Raw genomic sequence first — 22,697 nt, 5'->3', positions numbered from 1 at the left:
CCGATCCTTTTTTAAGTATCTGGTTTTTATTATTTTAGCTGGCTAGCAAATATAACAGTCACAGCGTTTATGTATAGCTCTTTTGGCGTTAATTATCAGCCAACCTTGTAACAACTAAGATAAAAGAATTAACAACAAGAATAATATAGTCTTTTGCGGAATAAACACCCAAATAAATTAATGCCTTAGTCTGCATTCTATAAGGTTTACTAGGCGATAATGACTAGGAGAGATGAACCTGCAAATAATTACCAAATAACCACCATAGGCCTATTGACTTTTAACCGCCCAAGCCAGTAGATTGAAGTCATGAACATTATCTCTTTCGTATTTTTTCGCTTCTTTATCTACCACCCTTGTTAGGGAGGCGCGAGCGAGTACGTGAGATTCACACACATGCTAAGGCCTCCCAAACGGGAGGCCTTTTTCGTTTTGGGAATGAGGAAACCTAATAATGACCAATGATACGCTCCTGGCACTGCGCCGAGACATCAATGAAATAGACTCTGAGCTGTTGATTTTATTGGCAAAACGCCGCCGAATCAGCCATTCGGTGGTGGAATATAAAATCGCCAATAACAAGCCCATTCGCGATGAAGCGCGAGAGCAGGAGTTACTGGAAAAGCTGATAAGCTATGGTAAATCGTCGGCCTGGATGCCTACTATATCAACAGCGTGTTTCAGCGGGTGCTCGAAGACTCGGTACTGCACCAGCAAGCCATGTTGCAGCAAAACCTCAACCCAGAGGTACTGGGCGAGACCAATCGGGTGGCGTACCTTGGCGGCCAAGGCTCCTACTCCCAGCTGGCGGTGCACAAATACTTCAGTCGCCGTCCCGGTAAACTGGTCGAGATGGGCTGCGCCCAATTTGATGAAATCACCGGCGCGGTGGAAAAAGGCCAAGCCGACTTCGGCGTACTGCCAATTGAAAACACCAGCTCGGGCAGCATCAACGAGGTATTCGACCTGCTCCAGCACGCCCAGGTTTCCATTGTTGGCGAAGTCACCCATTCGGTGGAGCACTGCCTCTTGGTTAAACCCGGCACCGAGCTGGGCGACATTACCAAGCTTTACGGCCACCCCCAACCCTTTGCCCAGTGCAGTCGCTTTATTCAAGGTCTAAATGAAGTACAACTGGAAAACTGTGACTCCACCACCAGCGCCATGAAGGCAGCCTTAAGTTGTGATAACAGTGCCGCCATCGGCTCTGCGGAAGCCGGCAAGCACTTAGGTCTGGAGGTCTTAAAAACCGGCATTGCCAATCAAAGTGAAAACCACAGCCGCTTTATTGTTGTAGCGCGTAAAGCCATGCAGGTTTCAACACAAATACCGACCAAGACCACATTGATTATGGCCACGGAGCAGCATGTGGGTTCGCTGGCTGATGCGCTCATGGTGTTCAAGGAGCATGGCATTAACATGGTGAAACTGGAGTCACGTCCGGTTCCGGGCAACCCCTGGGAAGAAGTGTTTTATGTGGATTTAATTGCCAACCTGGCCGAACCCAAGGTGCAACGCGCTCTTGAAGCCCTAAAAGATCATACCCAGTTTGTACGCATCCTAGGGTGCTATCAAAGCGATTCACTGCAGGCGGTGGAAGTAAACTAACACCTATAAAAAGAGCCAGAAGTTATGACTTCTGGCTCTTTTGCATTGTGGGCAGGTTAATTTGCAAGACCAATTAACTCGATTTCCGCGATTTGTACCAGGCCATCATTATTGGCATTTTTACTGATACTCACGCGATAACTGCTATAGGCAAAGCCATTGCTAAAGCTAAAGGCGCGACGTTGTAGTCTGTCATCCCAGCTCTCGCCGACCCAGGATGCCACTTCCACCCAGGTTTCGCCGCCGTCATTGGAGCCAAGCAGGCTGAAGTTTTCCGGATCCCGCTCTGGAGCATCATTGGCACTGGTAATGGCGATTTCACTGATCACCTGAGGGACACTAAAATCGGCCTGTATCCAGGAAGGGTTTTCAGCCGTTGGTGCGCCCTGCCAGTCGTTATGGTCCAGCCACTTAGTGCTTGGGTCATTATCAAAGGCCTTATCCTGATTTTCGCCATCGCCAATACTAGAGCGCGCACTATAGAGGGTGCCAGGCAGCTCAGTTAAATCCTGCAACTGATACTGGGGACCAATAAAGCCCACCTCGGCAATTTGCACCAGGCCATCATTGTTGGCATTGGCACTTACCGACAGGCGGTAATGTGAATAGGCCAAGCCATTGCTCAGGGCAAAATTACGTTGTTCTAAGCGCTCGGAGAATTCCTCCCCTGCCCAGCTCGCTAATGACAGCCAGGTTTCGCCGTCGTTCGATGCCAACAACGAAAAGCTGGCCGGGTCACGCTCGGGCGCATCGTTGGCACTGGTGATCATCAGCTCATTCACGGCTTGCGCCTCGGCCAACTGCACCTGGATCCACGCCGGGTTTTCCTCGGTGGGTGCACCCTGCCAGTCATTGTGATCTAACCACTTGGTGCTCACATCTCGGTCAAAGGCCTGCGCCGCGCTTTCTGAGTCACTGATACTAAAGCGGGCACTGTAGGTGGCGCCATCGCTCACAGAGTGATCCAAGCCCTCAAGTTCGGGACCAATCAACTCCACTTCAGCAAGCTGCAAGAGGCCATCGTTATTTTTATTTTTGCTTATTTCCAGGCGATAGCTGCTATAGGCCAGTTGATTGGCGACGGCGAAGGTGCGGCGCTCGGTGCGCTCATCAAAGGCCTCTCCGACCCAGCTTGCCAGGGTTATCCAGCTTTCACCGCCATCATTGGACGCCAGCAGCGAGAAGTTTTCCGGATCGCGCTCCGGGGCATCGTTGGCGCTGGTAATGGCCAGCTCATTCACCGCCTTTGGAGCACTAAGGTCGAGCTGAATCCAGGACGGATCCGCGTTACTGGGCGCACCTTGCCAATCATTGTGATCCAGCCATTTGGTGGTTGGGTCATTATCAAAGGCCTTATCCTGGTTTTCTGCATCGCCTATGCTGTTGCGCGCCGAGGCGATCGCTTGTGGATCATCACTGTGGTCCACGCTCATATGCACGGGGCCAACAAAATCGATTTCGGCCAGTTGCAGCAAGCCATCATTGCCCTGATTCTTGGTGATATTGATACGGTAGCTGGCGTACGCCTGAGCGTTGGCAAAAGCAAATTCCTGACGCTCAAAACGCTCATCAAAGGTGGCACCGACAACGGTAGCTAAGGTTAGCCAGCTCTGGCCACCATCGTTGGACGCCAGAATATCGAAGTTTTCCGGGTCGCGCGCCGGCGCATCGTTGGCACTGGTAATGAATACGCTGCTGATCGCCTGTGGCGTGGCAAAGTCCACCTGCACCCAGGACGGATCTTCTACACTTGGCGCACCTTGCCAATCATTATGGTCGAGCCACTTGGTTTGTACGTCTTTATCGAATGCCTTATCGGCGCTTTCCGCATCACTGATGGCATTGCGGGCACTGATGGTGGCATCCAACATGGTTTGCACCGTGCTCACTTCCTTAAGCGGCCCTGTGCTACTTGCCTCATCAAACAAGGGCAAGGTTAAATCAACAATAGACGCACCACTGAACCCTAACTCGGCGCTCAAGGGATGCCGTTCAATAGCATCGAACAGACGTTGGCGAAAACGCTCGAGCGCCTCGGCATCATCCGCCAAGGCCGCACTGATATCGGCTTGTGCAGCACTCAAATTAGCGGCGAGGGTTTCGCCGATATTCAGCTCGGCAAAGGCGGCATTGAGCAATGACAACTTAATGCTGGCTTCATCGATTAATGGAGTCTGGCACTGCTGCTCACCGGCCTCATTGGTTTCGCATTGCTCGGCCCCCTGAAAGTTTGCCAGGCTATGGGCACTGACCACGGGCGTTTCAAAAACATTGGTGTTATTAGTTTGCCAGCCCATGATACGCAGCAGTAAGGCTGACATATCCGCTTGCGCCAGCGCCATCAACTCGGCACTGGAGACATTGCGACCGTTGGCAATTTCCTGCTCCACCAAAAACGTCGCCAAGGTGGTCAGGGCGTTGACCTGCATGCTTGCATCCGCCTCACCATCGGCCTGATTGCCATAGGGCACGCTCACCTGAGCCAAGGTGCTTAGCTGCGCACCGACAAGGGTCTCACCGCTTAGCTCTTGGGCAATTTGCGCATCGCCACACATGAGCGCATCACACACCATACTCGATTGAGCCGTGGTGCTGGCTGTAACCTTCACCGTGGTATTAATACCAAATCCTGGTGCTCCCGTGACGGTGAAAAACACCTCCCCTTGGGTATCCGTCATGGCCTCGGCATCGATGCCAAGCTCGGTGCCATTTAGGCTGGCCACACTTATCTGCGCGCCACTTAAGGTCCCTTTGACCACTGAGCCTGCCAGCTCTGCGGCCGTACTTGCCGCAGTAACCGGGACGTCTTGAGGGTTAGGATCATCACTGCCGCCGCAGCCACTTAGCACAGTGCACAGTACCAAGGGCACCGATGTCACTTTGATAAAATTAGACTTTTTCATATTGCTACCTTGTTCTTTACTGATGCGCACCGCCCGAAGCTGGGCATTATTGCTCTTTATTTTTGCCAGCCAGCTGGGCCTAGATGCGCATGTCACATAATGAGTTAATTAAAAACGATACGTTAAGCCGGCATAGTAGCGACGACCGCTGTAGCTGCTGCTGCGTAACCTGGCCTTGCTGTCCTCACCATAAAAGGTTCTTGGCTCCTCCTCGGTCAAGTTGATCACCGAGGCGCTAAAGGACAGGTTATCCATCAAGCTATAGGAAGCGTTTAAGTCGACCTGTTGGTAGGGCTCCTGGTAGACGGTCAAGCCATCGGCAAGGCCAAGGGCCGTTTTACCGCGACGGTTGTAGGAAGCGCGAACACTGAAGGTATCGTTCTCAAAGTAAGCTGAGAAGTTGAACTGGTTATCGGCGCTGCCCACCAGAGCAGACTCACCGACCTTTTCACCATCGACACTGACATCCGCCTGGTTGGTGTCATTGAGGGTGTAGTTGGTGTTAATGCCGAAACCATTTTCAAAGGCGTGCTGGGCGAATATCTCAATACCGCGCGAGGTAGCATTGGTACCGTTTGCCGTGGTGGTAAAGGGAGTCACCGTGATCTCCCCTTCGGGCACGATCATCTCACCGGTATTGGGGTTGGTAAAACCGTCAAAAGGACGTACCGAGGTGATAATCAAGGGCACGATAAAGTTATCTACGTCCTTGTTAAACAGCGCGATACCAACCGCAGAGCCCTCCCCATAATAGTATTCTGCGGAGATATCCGTTTGCACCGACTCATAGGGTTTTAAATCCTTGTTACCACCTGAGCCCTGCCAGCCCGGCTCAACCGGGTTACCACGGAATTCCAGGCGATCGTCGGCCCACTCCTGAGAGATAAAGGTCAGTTGCTCCGGAGCCCCTAGATCGTTGTATGGGGCGCGCGACATGGTTTTCGCCGCAGCGGCGCGCAGCACCAGGTTGTCGGAGGCATCCCACACTAGGTTTAAACTGGGTAAGAATTGATGGTCGGTGGAGGTGCGGCCAATGGTTTCTTCCACATCGAGTAAACGGCTCTCACCAAGGATGTCTTCCTGAGTGACATCATCAATGTCGTCCAGGAAGAAATTGATCTTGTCCGAAGACATAATATCGGTTTCGGTTTTTACGTAACGGACACCGACATTGCCGCGCAGGCTTTCATAGGAAAAATCCGCCTGCACATAGGCGGCGGTGATTTTCTCTTGGATATCAAAGACAAAATCCGGCTCTTTGCGGGTGTACTTGGCGTATTCACTGGTGACTAGGTCGCGGTATTTGTCCCAGTTAATGGTGGGCATGACGTTAACATCAAAGCCGCCGGGAATGTTCTGCTCTGAACGGCTATTAAGCACATCTTCCAGGTTTGGCATACCACCGATCCACTGGTAGGAAACCTCGTCGATGGCACCTTGGCTAAATGGATCAAGTGTACCGTTAGCGATGCCCGCCGCCCCCTCTTGCGTGATAAAGAAGGTGTTATTGGTTTCGCGGTGCAAGCTGGTCTTACGGTGTTTCACCCCCACCCGCAGGGTATCAACCCAACCCGAGCTCAAATGGTAGCTAAAATCCAATTGCCCATAATCTTCTTCCAGATCACTGACGATATAACTCGAGCCGGTCGAGCCCGGATCCGGGTCGCCGGCAACACCCCCCAGCAGGTTATCCAGAAGGGCTGGATCCGTATACAAGGAGACGCGATCGCCCAAACGCCAGCCGGCAAAGGCCGCTGCATTTTCCACCCGGCCGGAATCACTGCGACCGGCGGGCTGGCCACTTTTGTACGCCGCACGCCAAGATTCAGACGGGCCTCCACTGGCCTTGGTGCGACCAAATTTACCTTTTAAGTCATAGACGTCGCCGCTGTATTCAAAGCCGAAGTCATAGGTGTCTGAGGTGTCTTCTTCAAGGGTATAACTACCTATAATCCAGGGGAATTCCATATTTCCCTCGGTGCCACCGGCGCCCGTGGTAAAGTCCATGCCCGTCACTATGGTGCCGCTCTGATCAAGCTCAACCCCAACCAGGTGATTGGGGTTGTATTTCCATTCCGGGATCCACATTTGCGAGGTGGTTCTGTCCTGGCCCAATTCAAAATGGAAGTAGTTAAAGGTCAGCTCCAGGGTATCCATGGGTAGCCACTGCAAGGTGGTTTGAATCCCTTCACGCTCACGCTTTTCTTTGGTTACCCCAACGCCGGCAACCTGAGGCGCCCAGACGCCGTCATACACATTGCCATAAGCATCTTCTAAGGCGGCGAAACGTCGGCTGCTGTCGGTAATTTCATTGCCCTGGGTATCAACCGCAGGTAGATCTGAGCTGGTAGCCCAGCGCCAGCCACCGCCGCCACTCATATCTCCGCCTAACGAGCGGTTGGTGCGGTCCTGACGAGAATAACCGACTAACACACCCAGGTTCTCCTCATCATTTTTCCATGAATACACGCCGTTGAAGTTGGGCTCGTATTTTTCGGTGACATCGGCATAGGTGTATTCGAGGTTTAGGGCTCCAGAATTGGCATCCATATCCAATGGCTTACGGCTGTGGATTATCACGGTCCCACCCACCCCACCTTCATCTAAGCGCGCCTCTGAGGACTTAAATACTTCCACGGATTGCACCATGGTCGAGGGCAGTAAGGAGTAACTAAATGAACGTGACGGTGAGCCCGGAGACGAGGCGATAAAGTTGCCATTGAGTTGGGTAAAGGTCAGATCCGATGACAAACCGCGAATACTAACGTTTTCCCCTTCACCGCCGCTGCGAGAGATAACGATACCGGGAACTCGCTGCAAAGAGTCGGCTACGTTTTTATCTGGGAACTTGCCTATGTCTTCGGCGGTAATGGCATCGACAATGGCATTGGACAGGCGTTTAATTGCCATATTTTCTGCCATTGAAGCACGTATTCCGCGCACTTCGATGGTTTCTATTTCTTTTTTATCTTCGTCTTCTTCGACGCTGGGGTCGGCATAGGCTGCATTTCCCGCCGCCATCATTGCTAAAAACAGTGCAGACTTTGTGAACCGCTGCGCATGACCCGCGCCTCGTCGGTTGTTCTTATTGTTGGCCATTTCAGTCTCCAAGTATCTTTCTTATTGTTGCTCGCCAAACAAAAGACTGACGAGAAATGTCGCCTACGTTCCTATTACTGCCTTACTTTTCACAAGTTAATAGTTTGTAAAACTTGCCCACAGAATAGAGTCATGACCAGTTGGAGCGATAATATAAATTCGGTGAGCTCTAAGACAAAATCGGCGTATAGACTAAAAAAAGATCCAATTAACTACGGCCTGATTTATAGTGCTCGCCCTATAAGAATGGCTAACCCAGAATCAAAATGGGAAAGGTAACTAAATGATTAAAAAGGATTTATAAGATTAAAAAACAAATGAGATTGAAACGGTGACAAAAAGAAAAAACACAGCAAGGGGGATCAATGAACGCCGACAATAGTAAAATTCTTGAAGTTTGTCTGAATGCGGACAATCTTCAGATGCTTAGACAGAACCTTGCTGTGGTGTGCAACAGTGGTGCTCGGCGCATTGAGTTGTGCGCCAACATGGCCCAAAACGGCACCACACCGAGTACTCAGGCCATGGCACTCGCCGGTGAGTTAGTGACGGCAAATACCGAGCTACTTGTGATGATCCGCCCCAATACCCACTCCTTTAGAGTGGATACGTCAACCTTAGCGCAGATGCTTAACAGCATAGAAGCGGCCGCCGCCCATGGCGCCACTGGGGTCGTCTTTGGCGCCCTGAGCATAGCGGGCAAAGTAGACGCTCCAGTAGTACAGGCCCTGGTGAAACAGGCTAAACAAGCTGAACTCACATGCACCTTTCATCGTGCTTTTGATGCCATCGACAATCAATTCAACGCCCTGGATACCCTGATAAACCTCGGGTTAGATCGGGTGCTCAGCAGCGGCACTCCCTGGCAAAGTGGCCTGGGCGCTGCGGCAGGGATAGAACGCCTACGGGCATTAGTAAGGCATGCCGGCGGCCGTATTGAAGTGGTCGCAGGCGGCGGGGTAACGGCGGAAAATGCCGGAGCCCTTTGGCAAACCCTAGCGCGTGAAGGCGGCCCTCTTTCACTGCACAGTTACGGCGGCGTACACAAGGCGCAAGACCAGGTATCACATTCGGCTCTCGAGGCAATACTAGATGCAACAGACTAAACAGGATACGCAAACGCCCAGCATTCCCAGGCTTTATCTCGGTATTGATGGCGGTGGCAGTAAATGCAAGGTGCGCCTTGAAGATAGCAATGGCTTATTCCTCGCCGAAGCGACATCGGGACCCGCCAACATAGCAACTTCCTTCAATCAGGCCCAAGAATCGATCACCGAGGCTGCTGTGCGTGCTTTGATGTACGCCGATTTGCCTCTTGAGAAATTAAACACCATCCATGCCTGTGCAGGCTTGGCCGGGGCTTCAGTGCCATCGGCCTTAAACAAAATGATGCAATGGCAACATCCATTTGCACGCTTGGATATCACCACGGATATGCATATCGCCTGTGCCGGCGCTCATCAAGCCGCTAAGGGCGCGGTGATCATTATCGGTACAGGATTTTGTGCCGGCGCCATAGACCAAGGCCGGATGCTTGAATTTGGCGGCCACGGGCTGCTGCTAAGCGACGGCGCCAGCGGTGCCTGGTTAGGGCTAAACCTGGTGCGCCATACACTGGAGGTACTGGATGGTCTAAAAGTTTCATGCCCCTTGAGTGACGCCCTGTTGCAATACACCCATTGCAACACCGCAGGAGAGCTTACGGCGCAAAGCATTAATGCCACGCCGGGCTATTTTGCCCAGTTTGCTCCTTTGGTGTTTAGTCATGGCCATGAAGCCTTGGGGAAAGCGCTCCTCAGCCAAGCCGCTTGTTATGTATCTCGCTATATCGACCATTTACAACATCAAGGCTTTAGCCGCATCTGTTTGATGGGCGGCGTTGCTCATGCACTCGAGCCCTGGCTCAGCGATGAACACCGCGACCTGCTCACCCCCATGCAGGCAACACCGGAAAGTGGCGCGATTGCGTTGTTGCACCATAGACTGGGGGGTTAGGGTCTGTTTGCAGAATCTAACCCTCGATAGTTTCCCGCAGCTTGGAAGGCACATCACCAAAGAGGCGCTTAAATTGTTTGCTGAAATAGCTGGGCTCGGCAAAGCCACATTGGTACGCCACCTGCGACACCGGCAGTTGCGTTTCCACCAGCAGTTTGCGGGCATTTTCAAGGCGCACTTCGTTAATGTACTGGTTGGGCGTTTTTGCCAGATGCTTTTTAAAGCGACGCTCCAGCGCACTCACCGATAGGTGCGCCAACTCGGCGAGCTCTTCGATGCCAATATGGCGATGAAAATGGCTGCGAATATACTCCACCGGCGCCTCAATGGCCTTCACATGCGACAAAGCCTTGGACGTTTTTTGCAAATGGCGCGTTACGCCATAGGTGCCGATGATCTTCCCTTGCTCATCTTTTAGCACATGCTTGGAGGTAGAAAACCAGCCGAGCTCTCCCCTGTCCGTGTAATTCAGCTCCAAGCGGTCGGTCACCACATACCCCTGCATCACCCGCTTATCGTCATTCACATACTGAAACGCCAAGTGTTTAGGGGAAAAGTCGAAGTCCGTTTTAAACAGGATCTGGTCGAGAGACCTAAACCCTTGGTGCTCGATAAAGTGTTGATTACCATGCAGGATTCTACTGTCGGTGTCCTTTACCCAAAAAAGAATATCGGGGATCAGATCAAAAGCAGCAATCAATTGATTTACGCCGACTTTATGTAGAAATTCGGTACGTTCCATGGGCTTACGCATACTCAAATTAAGGGGCTCGTGCTTTTATTGTAAACGCCGATTTTGTTGCATTGTCAACCGAATTTTTATTATCCCCCAAGCAGCCCACTTCCCTATTATCGATAACACGATGTTAACTAAACTCATAAGCACGGTGTTTTTCAACCCTGTTTTACACCCGAGCTCTAGCACCCTGCTTATAGGAAATATTAGATGAGTATCAAACGAATTCGAATGGCCATGGTCGGCGGTGGCGAAGGTGCCTTTATCGGCGCGGTACACCGTATTGCGGCTCGCCTGGACGGGCAAATAGACTTGGTCGCCGGCGCTTTTAGTTCAGATCCAAAGCGCTGCCTAAGCACGGGACAAACACTCGGCCTGGACCCGGCGCGTTGCTATGGGGATTATCAAAGCCTAATCACGGGGGAAGCCCAGCTAACGGCGGATAAACGCGCCGACTTTATCGCCATCGTCACGCCCAATCACTTGCACTTCCCGGTGGCTAAAATGGCCATCGAACACGGCTTCCATGTGCTCTCGGATAAACCTGCTACTCTCACCTTTGCTGAAGTACAACAGCTTGCTAACTTGCTTGAACAAAATACCAGCCTGTACGGTTTGACCCATACCTACACAGGTTACCCCATGGTCAAAGAGGCCAAACATCGCGTTATCTCCGGTGAGCTTGGCGCCATTCGCAAGGTGGTAGTGGAATACTCTCAGGGCTGGCTGTCGCAAGCGGCGGATGAACAAGGCAAACAGGCGAAGTGGCGCTTGGATGCCAACACGTCTGGCATTAGCTGCTGTATGGGTGACATAGGCGTTCATGCCGCCAACCTGGTGGAGTATGTCAGTGGCCTGGCCATCACCGAGCTCTGTGCCGATCTTAACCAGGTTTTGCCGGGGCGCGCCTTAGATGATGATGGCACCGTGTTACTGCGTTTCAATAATGGTGCCAAAGGCGTGCTAATGGCCAGCCAAATCGCTGTCGGCGAGGAAAATAATCTGCGCCTGCGCATTTATGGTGAACATGCCAGCCTGGAGTGGGCACAAATGGACCCCAATAGTCTCTGGCTTCGCCCCCATAATGCCCCCGCGCAATTGTTGCGTGCTGGTGTAGGCCCCCTGAGTGAGGCCGCCATGACGGCACTGCGTACTCCCGCGGGCCACCCTGAGGGTTACCTCGAAGCCTTTGCCAATATTTACCGCAACTTTGCGGCGCAGATCAGCGCGTACAAGGCGGGTCAGGTTTCGAGTAACGAGGCATTTGATGTACCCGGCATCGACCAGGCCGTTCGTGGCATGGCGTTTATTTACAATGCCGTTGCAGCGTCTAAGCAAGACAGCAAGTGGCACCCTTTCACAATGGATCACTAAAACGTATGAAACAAATTAAAGGACCAGCCATTTTTCTTGCCCAGTTTGTCGGCGATGAAGCACCGTTTAACAACCTGCCTAACATTTGTCGCTGGGCCGCAAGCTTGGGCTATAAGGGCGTGCAAATACCCAGTGGCGACAAGCGCTTATTTGACCTTGAGCAAGCCGCGCAGTCACAGGAATATTGCGACTCAATTCAAGCCATAGTCAAGGATGCCGGGCTGTGTATCACAGAGTTGTCCACCCACCTGCAGGGCCAGTTGGTTGCCGTGCATCCCGCATATGATGAGATGTTTGATAACTTTGCTCCAGATGAAGTTAAGGGCCAACCTCAGGCGCGGCAAAAATGGGCTACGGAGCAATTGCTGATGGCCGCCAAGGCGAGTCAGCGTCTGGGCTTAAAAAGCCACGCCACCTTCTCCGGCGCGCTGCTGTGGCACACCATGTACCCTTGGCCGCAGCGCCCGCAGGGACTGGTTGAGCAGGGGTTTGAGGAATTAGCAAAACGTTGGCTGCCGATTTTGGATGCCTTCGATAAGGCTGGAGTAGATGTCTGCTATGAACTGCATCCCGGTGAGGATTTACACGATGGCGCCACCTTTGAGCGCTTCTTGGCGGCGACCAATAATCATCCACGGGCGCATATCCTCTACGATCCCAGTCACTTCGTCTTACAACAGTTGGACTATCTGCAATTTATTGATATCTATCACCAACGCATTAAAGCCTTTCACGTCAAAGACGCCGAGTTCAATGCCAGCGGCCGCGCCGGTGTGTACGGCGGTTATCTGGACTGGCAAGCGCGTCCGGGACGTTTCCGCTCCCTAGGCGATGGCCAGATAAACTTTGGTGCCATTTTCAGCAAATTGACCCAGTACGGGTTCGACGGCTGGGCTGTGCTGGAGTGGGAATGCTGCATCAAGCACCCCGAGTCGGGCGCTCGCGAGGGAGCTGAGTTTATCGCCAAGCACCTGATCACGCCCACCGACAAAGCATTTGATGATTTCGCCGGGGCCAGTACCGACAGCGAACGCAACAAACGCATTTTGGGCATTAACTAATGAGGACACCCACAATGGATAATAATCATAATAACCGCCTTGTGTTTCGCCTGTGCTGTATTGCATTGGTTGTAACCTCAATGACCTTCGCTATTCGCGCCGGCATTCTCGGTCAGTTAGGCGAGCAGTTTTCGCTCAGCGATACCGAACTTGGCTGGGTAAACGCCATGGCTTTCTTAGGCTTCCCTATTGCGACTATGGTCGGTGGCGCTATCTATAACGCCATCGGTGCGAAAAAATTGGTGGCGTTGGCCTTTGTCTGCCACTTCGCTGGTTTGGTAATGACCATTTACGCCGATGGCTTTTGGGCGCTGCTGCTTTCTACATTCTTAATTGGCTTCGCCAACGGTTCGGTTGAGGCCGGCTGTAACCCGCTTATCGCCGAAATGTATCCCAATAACAAAACCACCATGCTTAACCGTTTTCATGTCTGGTTCCCGGGCGGCATTGTCATTGGTGCCCTGGCCTCAAATGCCATGACCTCAAGTGGCTTTAACTGGCAATGGCAGGTGGGTCTTATCATCATACCAACCATCATTTATGGTTTGATGATGTTCAAAGCACAATTCCCGCAGTTCGACACCCGAACACACTCAACATTGAGTAATTTGAAGAACTTATTCTCACCTGTATACCTCTTCTTAGTGGTGTGTATGACGCTAACGGCCACCACTGAGCTGGGTACACAACAATGGATTGAGCGAATTTTAGGTGCTTCTGGTGCATCCCCTATGATGATTCTTGCCTTGATAACAGGTTTGATGGCTATTGGTCGTTTTTTTGCCGGGCCCATAGTGCATAAATTTAACCCAACGGGTGTGCTCTTGGGCTCAGCGGTCTGTGCGACTGCAGGTATTTTCGTGATGAGCCAAGCCACCGGCAGCATGGTTTACGTGGCTGCTGTGCTATTTGCTATCGGTGTAACCTACTTTTGGCCAACTATGCTCGGTTGCGTGGCTGAATACACGCCAAAAACCGGTGCATTGGGCATGTCGCTTATCGGCGGTGCCGGCATGTTCGCAGTGAGTTTGTGGAATCCAGTCATTGGTAGCTGGATTGACAATGCACGTACGCAGGCACAGGCCGCAAATATTGACGCGCAACAAGCTGAATTACTTGCGGGTCAAGCAGTGCTAGGAAACATTCTACTGTTCCCAGCCATCCTTATCTTCGCCTTTTTAGGCTTTTATTTTTATATCAAGAACAATAAGGGCGCACCAACACACGCCCAAGTAGCAACAAGTAAAGACTAACAAGGGTTTCCTACTATGAAAAATTCGATTAAAGCCCTACCGTTAATGTTCGCTCTAAGCTCCACGGCCTGTGCGTGGGCGCAGGACAACCAATTGACGGAGCAAGAGCAACAAGCCGGTTGGCAATTGTTATTTGACGGCAAAGACATGTCGCAGTGGCGTAACTTCAAAAGTGATGGCCTGAATAAACAGTGGCAGATAGAAGATGGCGCCATGACCTTAACCGCCGGGGGCGGCGGCGATATCCTCACCAAGAAAAGCTATGACGACTTTGACCTGCAATTACAGTGGAAAATCGCCCCAAAAGGCAACAGTGGCATTTTCGTGCTTGTGGATGAAAAAGGCAGTGCCATCTACTCCCATGCCCCGGAAATCCAAATTCTCGATAATAAAGAGCACCCGGATAACAAGGTTGACTCGCACCTGGCAGGCTCAATTTATGATTTATTCGCAGCCCCAAGCAGTGCGCATAAAGTAGCTGGCCAGTGGAATGATGTGCGCATTCGTCTGCGTGATAACCACCTCGAGGTATGGCAAAACGGCGTCAGCACCACCAGCATAGTGATAGGCAGCACCACCTGGAATGCCTTGGTCGCCAACAGCAAGTTTGCTACCTGGCAGGGCTTTGCCCAGGGCCAAGGTGGGCACATTGGCTTGCAGGACCACGGCGACCGCGTGTGGTTTAAAAATATCAAGATTAAGGAGCTGTAGTAATGGCAAAATTTGATCATAAAGTGCTGGTTGTCGGCTCGGGCGCCGGTGGCGCCATGGCGGCCTATACCCTGGCTAAGCTGGGTCACAAGGTGCTAATGCTCGAAGCGGGACGCGACTATAACCCAAAAACCGAAAGCCCCATGTTTAAGCGCAATAGCGAAGCGCCCTTAATGGGCGCCGGCAACAAAGACAAAAACTTTGGTTTTTATGACGCCACGGTAGATGGTGGCTGGCAAGTACCCGATGAACCTTACACCGAAGCCGAAGGCACCGACTTCTACTGGTGGCGCGCGCGCATGCTAGGCGGTCGCACCAATCACTGGGGTCGCTACTCGCTGCGTTTTTCCGAACATGACTTTAAAGCGAAAAGCCGCGACGGTCATGGTGCTGATTGGCCATTTGAATACCAAGATCTTGCTCCTTGGTACGATAAAACCGAGGCCATAGTCGGGGTGTGTGGCACCAACACGGGCCTAGATGATATGCCGCCGTCTTCTGAAGGCATTTTACAGCCGCCACCCAAACCCCGTGTTCCAGAGTTACTTGTGGCTGCGGCGGCGAAAAAGCTTGGCATTCCTGCAGCACCCATGCACCGCGCTGTGCTTACCCGCCCTCTTGACGACCGTATGGCCTGTTTTTATGCCACTCCCTGTGGCAGTGGCTGCTCCATAGGTGCGGCATTCCAAACCACCACCTCCCTTATTCCCTTGGCAAAAAAGACGGGTAACTTGGAAGTGCTCACCGATGCCATGGTTAAGTCCGTGTCCGTGGACGATAACGGCAAGGTCACGGGTGTCACCTATGTGGATAAGAAAACCATTACCGAGCATGCCATCAGCGCCGATGTGGTGATCCTGGCGGCCAGCGCCTGTGAGTCTGCGCGCATTATGTTGAATTCCAAGTCCGCGGCGCACCCCAATGGTGTTGCCAATTCCAGCGGCCAAATAGGCAAAAACCTGATGGACAGCACAGGTGCCTGGTTGGGAGCACAGATCCCTGCCTTGAAAGGTCGCCCGCGTTACAACGAAGACGGCCATACCGCAAACCACCTGTTTATTCCTTGGTGGGGGCATAAGGCTCAGGCACAAGGAGAACTTGATTTTCCACGTGGTTACCACTTCGAGATCAGCAGCGGCTTCCGTCAACCTGGTTCCGGCGTATCTGGTGATAAACAAGGCTATGGCCCTGAGCTTAAGCAGCAAATTCGTGATGCATACGGCTCTTACGTTGGTTTCGCTTTGCGCGGTGAGATGCTGCCCAACAAAGATACCTATATGGAGATTGACCCAGAAGTGAAAGACAAATGGGGTATCCCTGTGTCTAAATTCCACTTCAAATGGTCAGACAGAGAACTTAAGCAAATTGAGCACGGCCTCAAAACTGCTAAACAAATCCTAGAGACCATGGGCGCAACCATCGGTGAACTGCCCTCTGCCGAACAGGCGATTTCAAAAGGTGGAGAAATCATTCACGAAGTTGGCACCACGCGCATGGGTAGCTCACCAAAAGAGTCGGTTACTAACCAATGGGGCCAAACATGGGATTGTGACAATCTATTTGTTATGGATGCCGGTGTATTTGCGTCTAACCCACATAAGAACTGCACGCTTACGATCATGACGTTAGCTATGCGCAACTCAACTTGGCTCAGCGAACAAATTGGCAAAGGAGCGTTATAATGCATCATCAAGACAGAGACAACGCCTATCAATACAAATCAGGGATGACTCGTCGCGAGTCACTCAAATGGCTAGGCTTATTAGCAGCTGGTTCAGCGGTCACTCTCACGTCAGCTTGCTCCAAAGCGCTTGATGTCACTGCAGCAAGCAGCAAAGGGCATTGGCCAGATTTAGATCTGAAACCCATTACCGCACCGGGCTATGGTACTGATCCAAACTTAGTGATCCCGCCGCAGTCGCCTTGGCCACTGACTTTAAGTGCAGCTCAGCTCACTTTAGTCGCTGTGTTAGCGGATTGGATTGTGCCACGCGAGGGCTCAATTCCTTCTGCATCGGAATTAGAAGTGCCAGCTGTCATTGATGAGTGGGTCAGTGCGCCTTATGAGGGACAACAACGCGACCGCATTACTATTTTGAATGCGCTGGCCTGGATAGACGATGAGGCTCAGCTGCGCTTTAAGGCCAGGTTTGCCGCCCTGAATCGCGCTCAGCAGCAGGCGATTATGGACGATATCGCCTATTACTCAGATAAAACCCCTGAGCAGTTTAAGCGCATTGGTAAAGCCTTTTTGCGCTTTAAAGATTTAGTGTTGGGAGCGTTTTTCTGCTCTCCGCAAGGCTGTAAAGACATTGGCTACTTAGGCAATGTGCCCATTGGCGGCGACTACCCAGGGCCCAGTGCACAAGCCAAAGCCCACCTCGATAAGGTGCTAGATGAGCTCGGACTCAGTACCTACGCCTACCAGGATTAATACATCTAGCGCACCGCAGAGCCCATTTATGGGCTCTAATTTTATGGACTCAAAATGAAATATATTTCTTTTAACCCGATTGTTTGGCTTTGTGTTTTAGCTTTGTCTCTGCCGACGGCGGCAAAACAGCCGCAGATTAAGACCCCTCCCGTCAGCGTGCAGCTTTGGTCTGTAAAAGAGGCCCTTAAAGCCGATTTTCACGGTACCCTTGAGGCACTTGCGAACATGGGCTTTGCCGGTGTTGAATTCGCCGGAGACTTTGGCCCCTATGGTGACAACCCCAGCGACCTTAAGAAAACACTGGCCAAGCTTGGTCTTCAAACCAGCAGCGCCCATATCGGCTTTGATGTCCTCACTGAACAAAAGCTAGCCCAGACCCTGCTGTTTTATAAAACACTCGGAGTTAACACCCTGTATGTTCCCTGGGATGAGCGTGCCTGGGATGCCAACCGAATAGCCCAGTTTACCGAGCAACTAAGCGCCGCTCATGCACAAGCCCGGCACTTCGATATGGAGATCGGTTTTCATAACCATGAACGTGAGTTTGAACCCTATAAAGAGGCGACGTTTTGGGACTATATTGCTACCCACACCTCGAACTCCTTGCCACTGCAACTGGATATAGGTTGGGTACATTACGCTCAACAGGACGTTCAGGCCTTAATTAAGGCCTACCCGCAGCGTACCCGCTCTGCGCACATTAAGGTGGTCGCCAAAAACAATGGCCTTAGCCCCATTTTAGGAAACAATGGTTTTCAGTGGGATGAAATCATTCAGACTTTGATTGCTGAGGGTAAAACCCAGTGGCTGGTATTAGAGCAGGAACAATATCCCGAGCAAATGACCCCACTGCAAAGTGTGGCGGCATCAAAGCAAGGACTGGATAAGGTGCTCGCGCGTCTTCAGAACTAATCTAACCCGGCCTTTTTCCCCACACAAAAAACGCCACCCCTAGGGTTGGCGTTTCATTATTTGTTTGCTACTCGCTAAATACACTGTGCGGTCATATCCCAATCATTTTTGCGATTGATATTTGCGGTGATGCTGGTGCATACCTTTTTCGCTTCCTGATCGGTTAGACCCCAAAAGATCAAGGCGCCTTTACGGGCGTCGCGATTACCGTTTAAATGAATATAGTGAGTACGCGCCGGCTGTTGCTGCAACATGGAGGCATAGCGCTTATCCAGGCTTTCTTTGCACTCAAAGGTGACATGGGAGCAAAAGTTCTCCTCTACGCACTGATCCACAAAGTCCTGAACCAGATTGGCATCACAGGCACCTTCCTTATATCTGTGCCCCACTCCGATCATCTCAATCTCACGCCCTGGTAAGTTGTAAGTGATACGAGCCTGGGCATACACCATTTCCCGCTCTGGGGTAAAAATCTCACTATTATTGTAGAAATAATAAATTGCCGCGCCGATTGCTGCCAATATTAATATATTTTTCATTTAGTTACCTCTTCGTCCATTGAAGTTTTGAGTAGCCAGTGTAGAACAGTTTTGTACCTAATCCAAATATGCTCCGAGTAAGTGCTAAGCAGACCTTTGCCGTTAAAAGCAATCACCCGCATAAGAGCTATACTCTATAGACAGATTGGAGCATGAATTATGAGCCAAAAACGAGCCTTTTATCGCGTCCACAACAAGGTGATTTATATGTCATTTAAGCGCTCTTTTGCGAATGAAAATGACGGCACGGAGTTGCAGTCGCCATCCCCTAAAAAGCTCGCTCAAGTAATTAGGCTAAAACCTAAGCATTACCGGCATTAAGACAAGCATTAGGACGATATAGCCGCGACAAATATACAAGGTTGAAAGCCTAAGGTTACGCCGTATCTCTAAAAAATGCATACTTCCTATAAACCAACCGGCTTAATTCCAGATGTAAGGGAATAAGCAAAATATAAATATAATCCGCAAGCCAGTAGCCAAAATCAATCAGCCACTGCACATATTCTGTAAATCCAAACGTGCTAAGTTGGGGAGCCAAGAAAGTGCCAATAAGCATAAACGGCAAGGCAAAAAGGAAAAATAGAAATTGCACTATGGTCGCCAGCCCTATTACAAGGGCAAAGAATAAAAAGGCGTTGGTTGCTTGCATGCGTTTAGCGTACAAGTAAGGGATGCAGGGGGAGGCCAATAAGAAGAACAGCATTATCCAACCAGCCATTATGACCTCAACTCCTTGAAGAGGCGCCCCATCAATACCAAACCCAGACATGAAAGAGAGGTCGCCAGGCCACCTACCAGCCCCAACAGAAGGGTCCCTTGTACGGGCATTTGTATCAATATGCCCAAGATAGCAAAGGTGATACATCCATATATTAAAAACCGTAACACAATCATAAATCCTCCATGATCATACCTATTTTTTCATGCTCCAGTTAGCTGGGCTGAGGCTGCCCTCGCAAGCTATCCAGCCACTGCTGCGGGTTGGCCAGAATAAACTCGTAGGCTTGTCCGTTGATTAAGGTGATTTTAATCGCCTCGCTCGATAGTGGAATTACACCCCCACCCTTTGCTGATGTGCTTTGCACAGTGGCAATACTGCTACGAGAAAAGGCATAGGGCCCAAGGCCGAATGTTTCATTGAAGGGGCTAAATTGCAGTTGAGTTTCGGTTAAAACCAGTTCGCCGTCGGCGCGTGCCACACCGCACTGAGCCGTGGCATTAGCCGACTTTAAAATAGATGCTGACATATCACACTCCTTTGCAACTAGGTTGCTATTCGTCCCAAATTGATGAGGTTTATGCTTTGATATCAAAAAGCTAGCAGCCTATTAGCGATTAAACAAACCAAAACCAGTAAAATAATTGAGTAAGTTTGCTTTTCAATCCTGCTTCTTACCCATGGGCCAAAATGGGATCACCGCAGGCACCCGATTTTTGTAATCCACATAGACATTGCCAAAACGAGACACCAGGGATTTTTCCTCAAAATACAATCCAATAAAGATATAGACAGTCATGCAAACTGAAAGCATCAACTGGGTCATGCTCATAAAGGGCGTAAACCAGACCCCCATCAAGACCCCGGTTTGAATGGGATGGCGCACCATTTTATAAAGAAAAATTTCTTTAAATTCATGACCTTCATCTGGATTCATGGATAAGCTTTGTTTTAACCCCATCAAATGAAAGTGGTCTATCTCAAAGGTGGCTAGCACCAAGATAAGCCAGCCAAAGACATGTAGCGCACGCAATATAATCACCGCCACTTGGTTATCTGTGTGCCAAACCGTTCCGGCGATGGGTTGCCAGTAGAAACAAAAAGCGAACATAAAGAGGCCGGAAATGAGCACATAGATACTGCGCTCCACCGCCGCGGGCACAATCTGAGTCAGCTTTTTCTTAAAACTGCTGCGTGCCGCCAGGCTATGGTGCAGACCAAATAACAAGATAATGAATAAATTAATGAGGATAGCCTGGGTGCCAGCGCTGCCGGCCGGCTGAGAATTGATATGCAAAGGTAAAAAGCTCCATCCCCCTAAATACAGCATAAATGCTGTGAGTCCTGCCAGCCCAACGAGATAGGCAAAAATCCCAAAGAGTGACACTAAGAGCCTGTTCATACTATTCTCCCCGACCCCGGCCGGAATCAAGCATAATTGAGCTTATAATTTACCGTTCGAGGTACAAACTAGCACCTATGCTCACCTCCTTGTTTGCGAGGGCCGATTAAAATCTAATTTAACTATAGACTTAATCTGTACTTATGGTGGCTAAAAACATAGGTGGCTGGAGGTTAATTTTCAGGGCAAAGTCACATCGACTTAGAAGCAACCGGTCGGCGCTTAGCACCGACCTAGTATGTGGGAAGCGCCGATATGATTAATCCAACACCTTGGCATCATTGGCTTTATTAAGCAGAGCCCGACTTTGACGCAAAAACTGGTCGCTGGCATCGCTAAAGAAATGTTTGGCATCGTTAAAGGCGGCGATTAAGGCATCCTTATCCTTATCGCGAAGCATGTTCAGGGTTTGCTCGTAGGTGTTTTGGTACGCCTCAAGCAGCGGCTCGACGCGGTCAAACTGGGCCAGCATAATATCGCTGTAAAGCTCCGGGCTTTGTGCAAATAACCGCCCTACCATCATCAGCTCTAACTGATAGATGGGCGATGAGCAGTCGCGAATTTCCTGCAAGCTGTGCTCCTGGCGCGCCAGAAACTGACCGTATACAAAGGTGGTTAAGTGGCGCATCACTTGAATTATTTGCATGGCCTCATCGTGTTTACGTGCGCTCATTGTCACCAGCTGGCAACCCCAAACCTTAAGCTGGGCTTGCAAGGCATCCCCAGCCTTACTCTCACGACCCGGGCACACCACTACGGTTTGCTTAACCCAATGGCTGATGTCGGGGCCAAACATGGGATGTAAGCCCAGCACAGGACCGCTGTGCTTTTGTGTCAGCGCCGCTAACGGCTTTTCCTTAACCGAGGTGATATCTACCAGTAGCGCGTCCTCATCGAGCGCAGGGAGTGATTCAACCACCTTGTCAACGGCATTGATGGGCACACTGATAATCACGCACTTCGCGCCGCGAATAATCTCTTCGGCCTTGCCTTGCTGCTGTTCATCCTTATCGAGAATACGCACCTCAACGCCACTGCGGATTAGTTGCTTGGCAAACAACTGACCCATGGCACCGCGACCACCGACTATCACTGCAGGGCTAAGCTCAGGGCAAACGCAGGCGAGTTCACTTTGTTGATTTTGATAGGCCTCGCGCATCATGCGGCGGAGAATATCTTCGACCAGGTCGGGATTCACGCCTTGTTCTGTTGCTTGCTCACGGCGCGCGGCAAGGAGAGCGGCTTCACGATCCGGGGCATGCAAAGGCGCACCATAACGCTGCTTGACCTTACCGACCTGCTCGGTGATCTGATTACGTTTTGCTAAAAGGCGGACTAATTCACTGTCGCAGGCGTCTATTTCGCTGCGTAACTGGGCTAACTGCTGCTCGGCTGACATTATGTAAACTTATAATTACATGCGGTAAATTAATAATTACACCGATACTAACACAATCAAAGAGGAATTGAAGGGTTAGCTAGCCGACTAAAGGAAACAAGATGAGGGGGAAACCAAAACGGGCCAGCTATTGCTAGCTGACCCGTTTTATCACGTTTTAGTAAAACGCGCGTATTAATTAAGTTTTTCTTTAATACGTGCAGATTTACCAGAACGCTCACGCAAGTAGTATAGCTTAGCGCGACGAACCGCACCACGGCGCTTAACTGCGATGCTGCTGATAAGAGGGCTGTGCGTTTGGAATACACGCTCAACGCCTTCACCGCTCGAGATTTTACGAACTGTGAATGCTGAGTGTAGGCCACGGTTACGCTTAGCGATTACAACACCTTCAAAGGCCTGTAGACGCTCTTTTTCACCTTCTTTTACACGTACCTGAACAATAACTGTATCACCAGCACCGAACGCAGGTACATCTTGCTTAAGCTGTTCAGCTTCAAGCTCTTTAATAATATTTTGGTTTACTTTTGCCATTTTATTTCTCACTTTC

Annotated in this window: 18 protein-coding genes and 1 pseudogene; 10 read left to right on the top strand and 9 right to left on the bottom strand. The window is 50.8% G+C overall.

What is annotated here, in order from left to right:
- Positions 1 to 454 precede the first annotated feature (454 nt).
- Positions 455 to 1,608: pseudogene (locus C2M34_RS12365) on the top strand (chorismate mutase).
- A gap of 56 nt (positions 1,609 to 1,664) precedes the next feature.
- Here the strand turns inward: C2M34_RS12365 and C2M34_RS12360 are convergent.
- The gene (locus C2M34_RS12360; RefSeq protein ID WP_105258963.1) at positions 1,665 to 4,511 is read right to left on the bottom strand and encodes a discoidin domain-containing protein; all 2,847 of its coding nucleotides are present in this window, start codon (positions 4,509 to 4,511) and stop codon (positions 1,665 to 1,667) included.
- 108 nt (positions 4,512 to 4,619) lie between these two features.
- A complete protein-coding gene (locus tag C2M34_RS12355) occupies positions 4,620 to 7,610 on the bottom strand; it encodes a TonB-dependent receptor (protein ID WP_105258962.1) in 2,991 nt (996 codons plus the stop codon).
- 365 nt (positions 7,611 to 7,975) lie between these two features.
- On the opposite strand from C2M34_RS12355, the gene C2M34_RS12350 reads away from it, so the two are divergent.
- Entirely contained in the window at positions 7,976 to 8,716 is a 741-nt protein-coding gene (locus C2M34_RS12350) for a copper homeostasis protein CutC (RefSeq protein ID WP_105258961.1), read from the top strand.
- Positions 8,703 to 9,605, top strand: a complete 903-nt coding sequence (locus tag C2M34_RS12345; RefSeq protein ID WP_105258960.1) for a BadF/BadG/BcrA/BcrD ATPase family protein — start codon at positions 8,703 to 8,705, stop codon at positions 9,603 to 9,605. Before C2M34_RS12350 ends, C2M34_RS12345 begins: the two co-directional genes overlap by 14 nt.
- Before the next feature lie 16 nt (positions 9,606 to 9,621).
- On the opposite strand, the gene C2M34_RS12340 is transcribed toward C2M34_RS12345, so the two are convergent.
- Complete coding sequence (locus C2M34_RS12340) at positions 9,622 to 10,347, bottom strand: helix-turn-helix transcriptional regulator (RefSeq protein WP_105259290.1); 726 nt, start codon at positions 10,345 to 10,347, stop codon at positions 9,622 to 9,624.
- Between the two features lie 204 nt (positions 10,348 to 10,551).
- Between C2M34_RS12340 and C2M34_RS12335 the strand changes: the two genes are divergently transcribed.
- From C2M34_RS12335 to C2M34_RS12305, 7 genes are read left to right on the top strand one after another with little or no spacing between them, the layout of a single operon-like run.
- Positions 10,552 to 11,715 (top strand): Gfo/Idh/MocA family protein, encoded by a 1,164-nt coding sequence (locus C2M34_RS12335; RefSeq protein ID WP_105258959.1) that lies wholly within the window; start codon positions 10,552 to 10,554, stop codon positions 11,713 to 11,715.
- Between the two features lie 5 nt (positions 11,716 to 11,720).
- Positions 11,721 to 12,776 (top strand): sugar phosphate isomerase/epimerase family protein, encoded by a 1,056-nt coding sequence (locus tag C2M34_RS12330; RefSeq protein ID WP_105258958.1) that lies wholly within the window; start codon positions 11,721 to 11,723, stop codon positions 12,774 to 12,776.
- Positions 12,777 to 12,790: 14 nt separating this feature from the next.
- Positions 12,791 to 14,029, top strand: a complete 1,239-nt coding sequence (locus tag C2M34_RS12325) for an MFS transporter (protein ID WP_105258957.1) — start codon at positions 12,791 to 12,793, stop codon at positions 14,027 to 14,029.
- 15 nt (positions 14,030 to 14,044) lie between these two features.
- Positions 14,045 to 14,740, top strand: coding sequence for a 3-keto-disaccharide hydrolase (locus tag C2M34_RS12320; protein ID WP_105258956.1), 696 nt, complete (start codon positions 14,045 to 14,047; stop codon positions 14,738 to 14,740).
- Between the two features lie 2 nt (positions 14,741 to 14,742).
- Complete coding sequence (locus C2M34_RS12315) at positions 14,743 to 16,422, top strand: GMC family oxidoreductase (RefSeq protein WP_105258955.1); 1,680 nt, start codon at positions 14,743 to 14,745, stop codon at positions 16,420 to 16,422.
- The gene (locus C2M34_RS12310) at positions 16,422 to 17,174 is read left to right on the top strand and encodes a gluconate 2-dehydrogenase subunit 3 family protein (RefSeq protein ID WP_105258954.1); all 753 of its coding nucleotides are present in this window, start codon (positions 16,422 to 16,424) and stop codon (positions 17,172 to 17,174) included. Before C2M34_RS12315 ends, C2M34_RS12310 begins: the two co-directional genes overlap by 1 nt.
- Positions 17,175 to 17,228: 54 nt before the next feature.
- Entirely contained in the window at positions 17,229 to 18,086 is an 858-nt protein-coding gene (locus C2M34_RS12305) for a sugar phosphate isomerase/epimerase family protein (RefSeq protein ID WP_105258953.1), read from the top strand.
- A gap of 74 nt (positions 18,087 to 18,160) precedes the next feature.
- On the opposite strand, the gene C2M34_RS12300 is transcribed toward C2M34_RS12305, so the two are convergent.
- From C2M34_RS12300 to rplS, 6 genes are all read right to left on the bottom strand, one after another.
- A complete protein-coding gene (locus tag C2M34_RS12300) occupies positions 18,161 to 18,625 on the bottom strand; it encodes a hypothetical protein (protein WP_105201003.1) in 465 nt (154 codons plus the stop codon).
- A gap of 376 nt (positions 18,626 to 19,001) precedes the next feature.
- A complete protein-coding gene (locus C2M34_RS12295; RefSeq protein ID WP_158677968.1) occupies positions 19,002 to 19,346 on the bottom strand; it encodes a hypothetical protein in 345 nt (114 codons plus the stop codon).
- A 214-nt stretch (positions 19,347 to 19,560) separates the two neighbouring features.
- On the bottom strand, positions 19,561 to 19,875 hold the full coding sequence (locus C2M34_RS12290; protein ID WP_105258951.1) for a hypothetical protein: 315 nt from the start codon (positions 19,873 to 19,875) through the stop codon (positions 19,561 to 19,563).
- 132 nt (positions 19,876 to 20,007) lie between these two features.
- On the bottom strand, positions 20,008 to 20,748 hold the full coding sequence (locus C2M34_RS12285) for a methyltransferase family protein (protein ID WP_105201000.1): 741 nt from the start codon (positions 20,746 to 20,748) through the stop codon (positions 20,008 to 20,010).
- Between the two features lie 259 nt (positions 20,749 to 21,007).
- On the bottom strand, positions 21,008 to 22,147 hold the full coding sequence (gene tyrA / locus C2M34_RS12280; RefSeq protein WP_105200999.1) for a bifunctional chorismate mutase/prephenate dehydrogenase: 1,140 nt from the start codon (positions 22,145 to 22,147) through the stop codon (positions 21,008 to 21,010).
- Positions 22,148 to 22,321: 174 nt separating this feature from the next.
- Positions 22,322 to 22,681 carry a 50S ribosomal protein L19 gene (gene rplS, locus C2M34_RS12275; protein ID WP_105200998.1) on the bottom strand — a complete coding sequence of 120 codons (360 nt, stop codon included), beginning with the start codon at positions 22,679 to 22,681 and terminating at the stop codon, positions 22,322 to 22,324.
- Between the last annotated feature and the right edge of the window lie 16 nt (positions 22,682 to 22,697).

The organism is Pseudoalteromonas sp. T1lg88, from assembly GCF_002964765.1.
In the GTDB taxonomy this organism is placed as follows: Bacteria; Pseudomonadota; Gammaproteobacteria; order Enterobacterales; family Alteromonadaceae; genus Pseudoalteromonas.
This window is presented reverse-complemented; position numbering and strand designations above follow the sequence as displayed.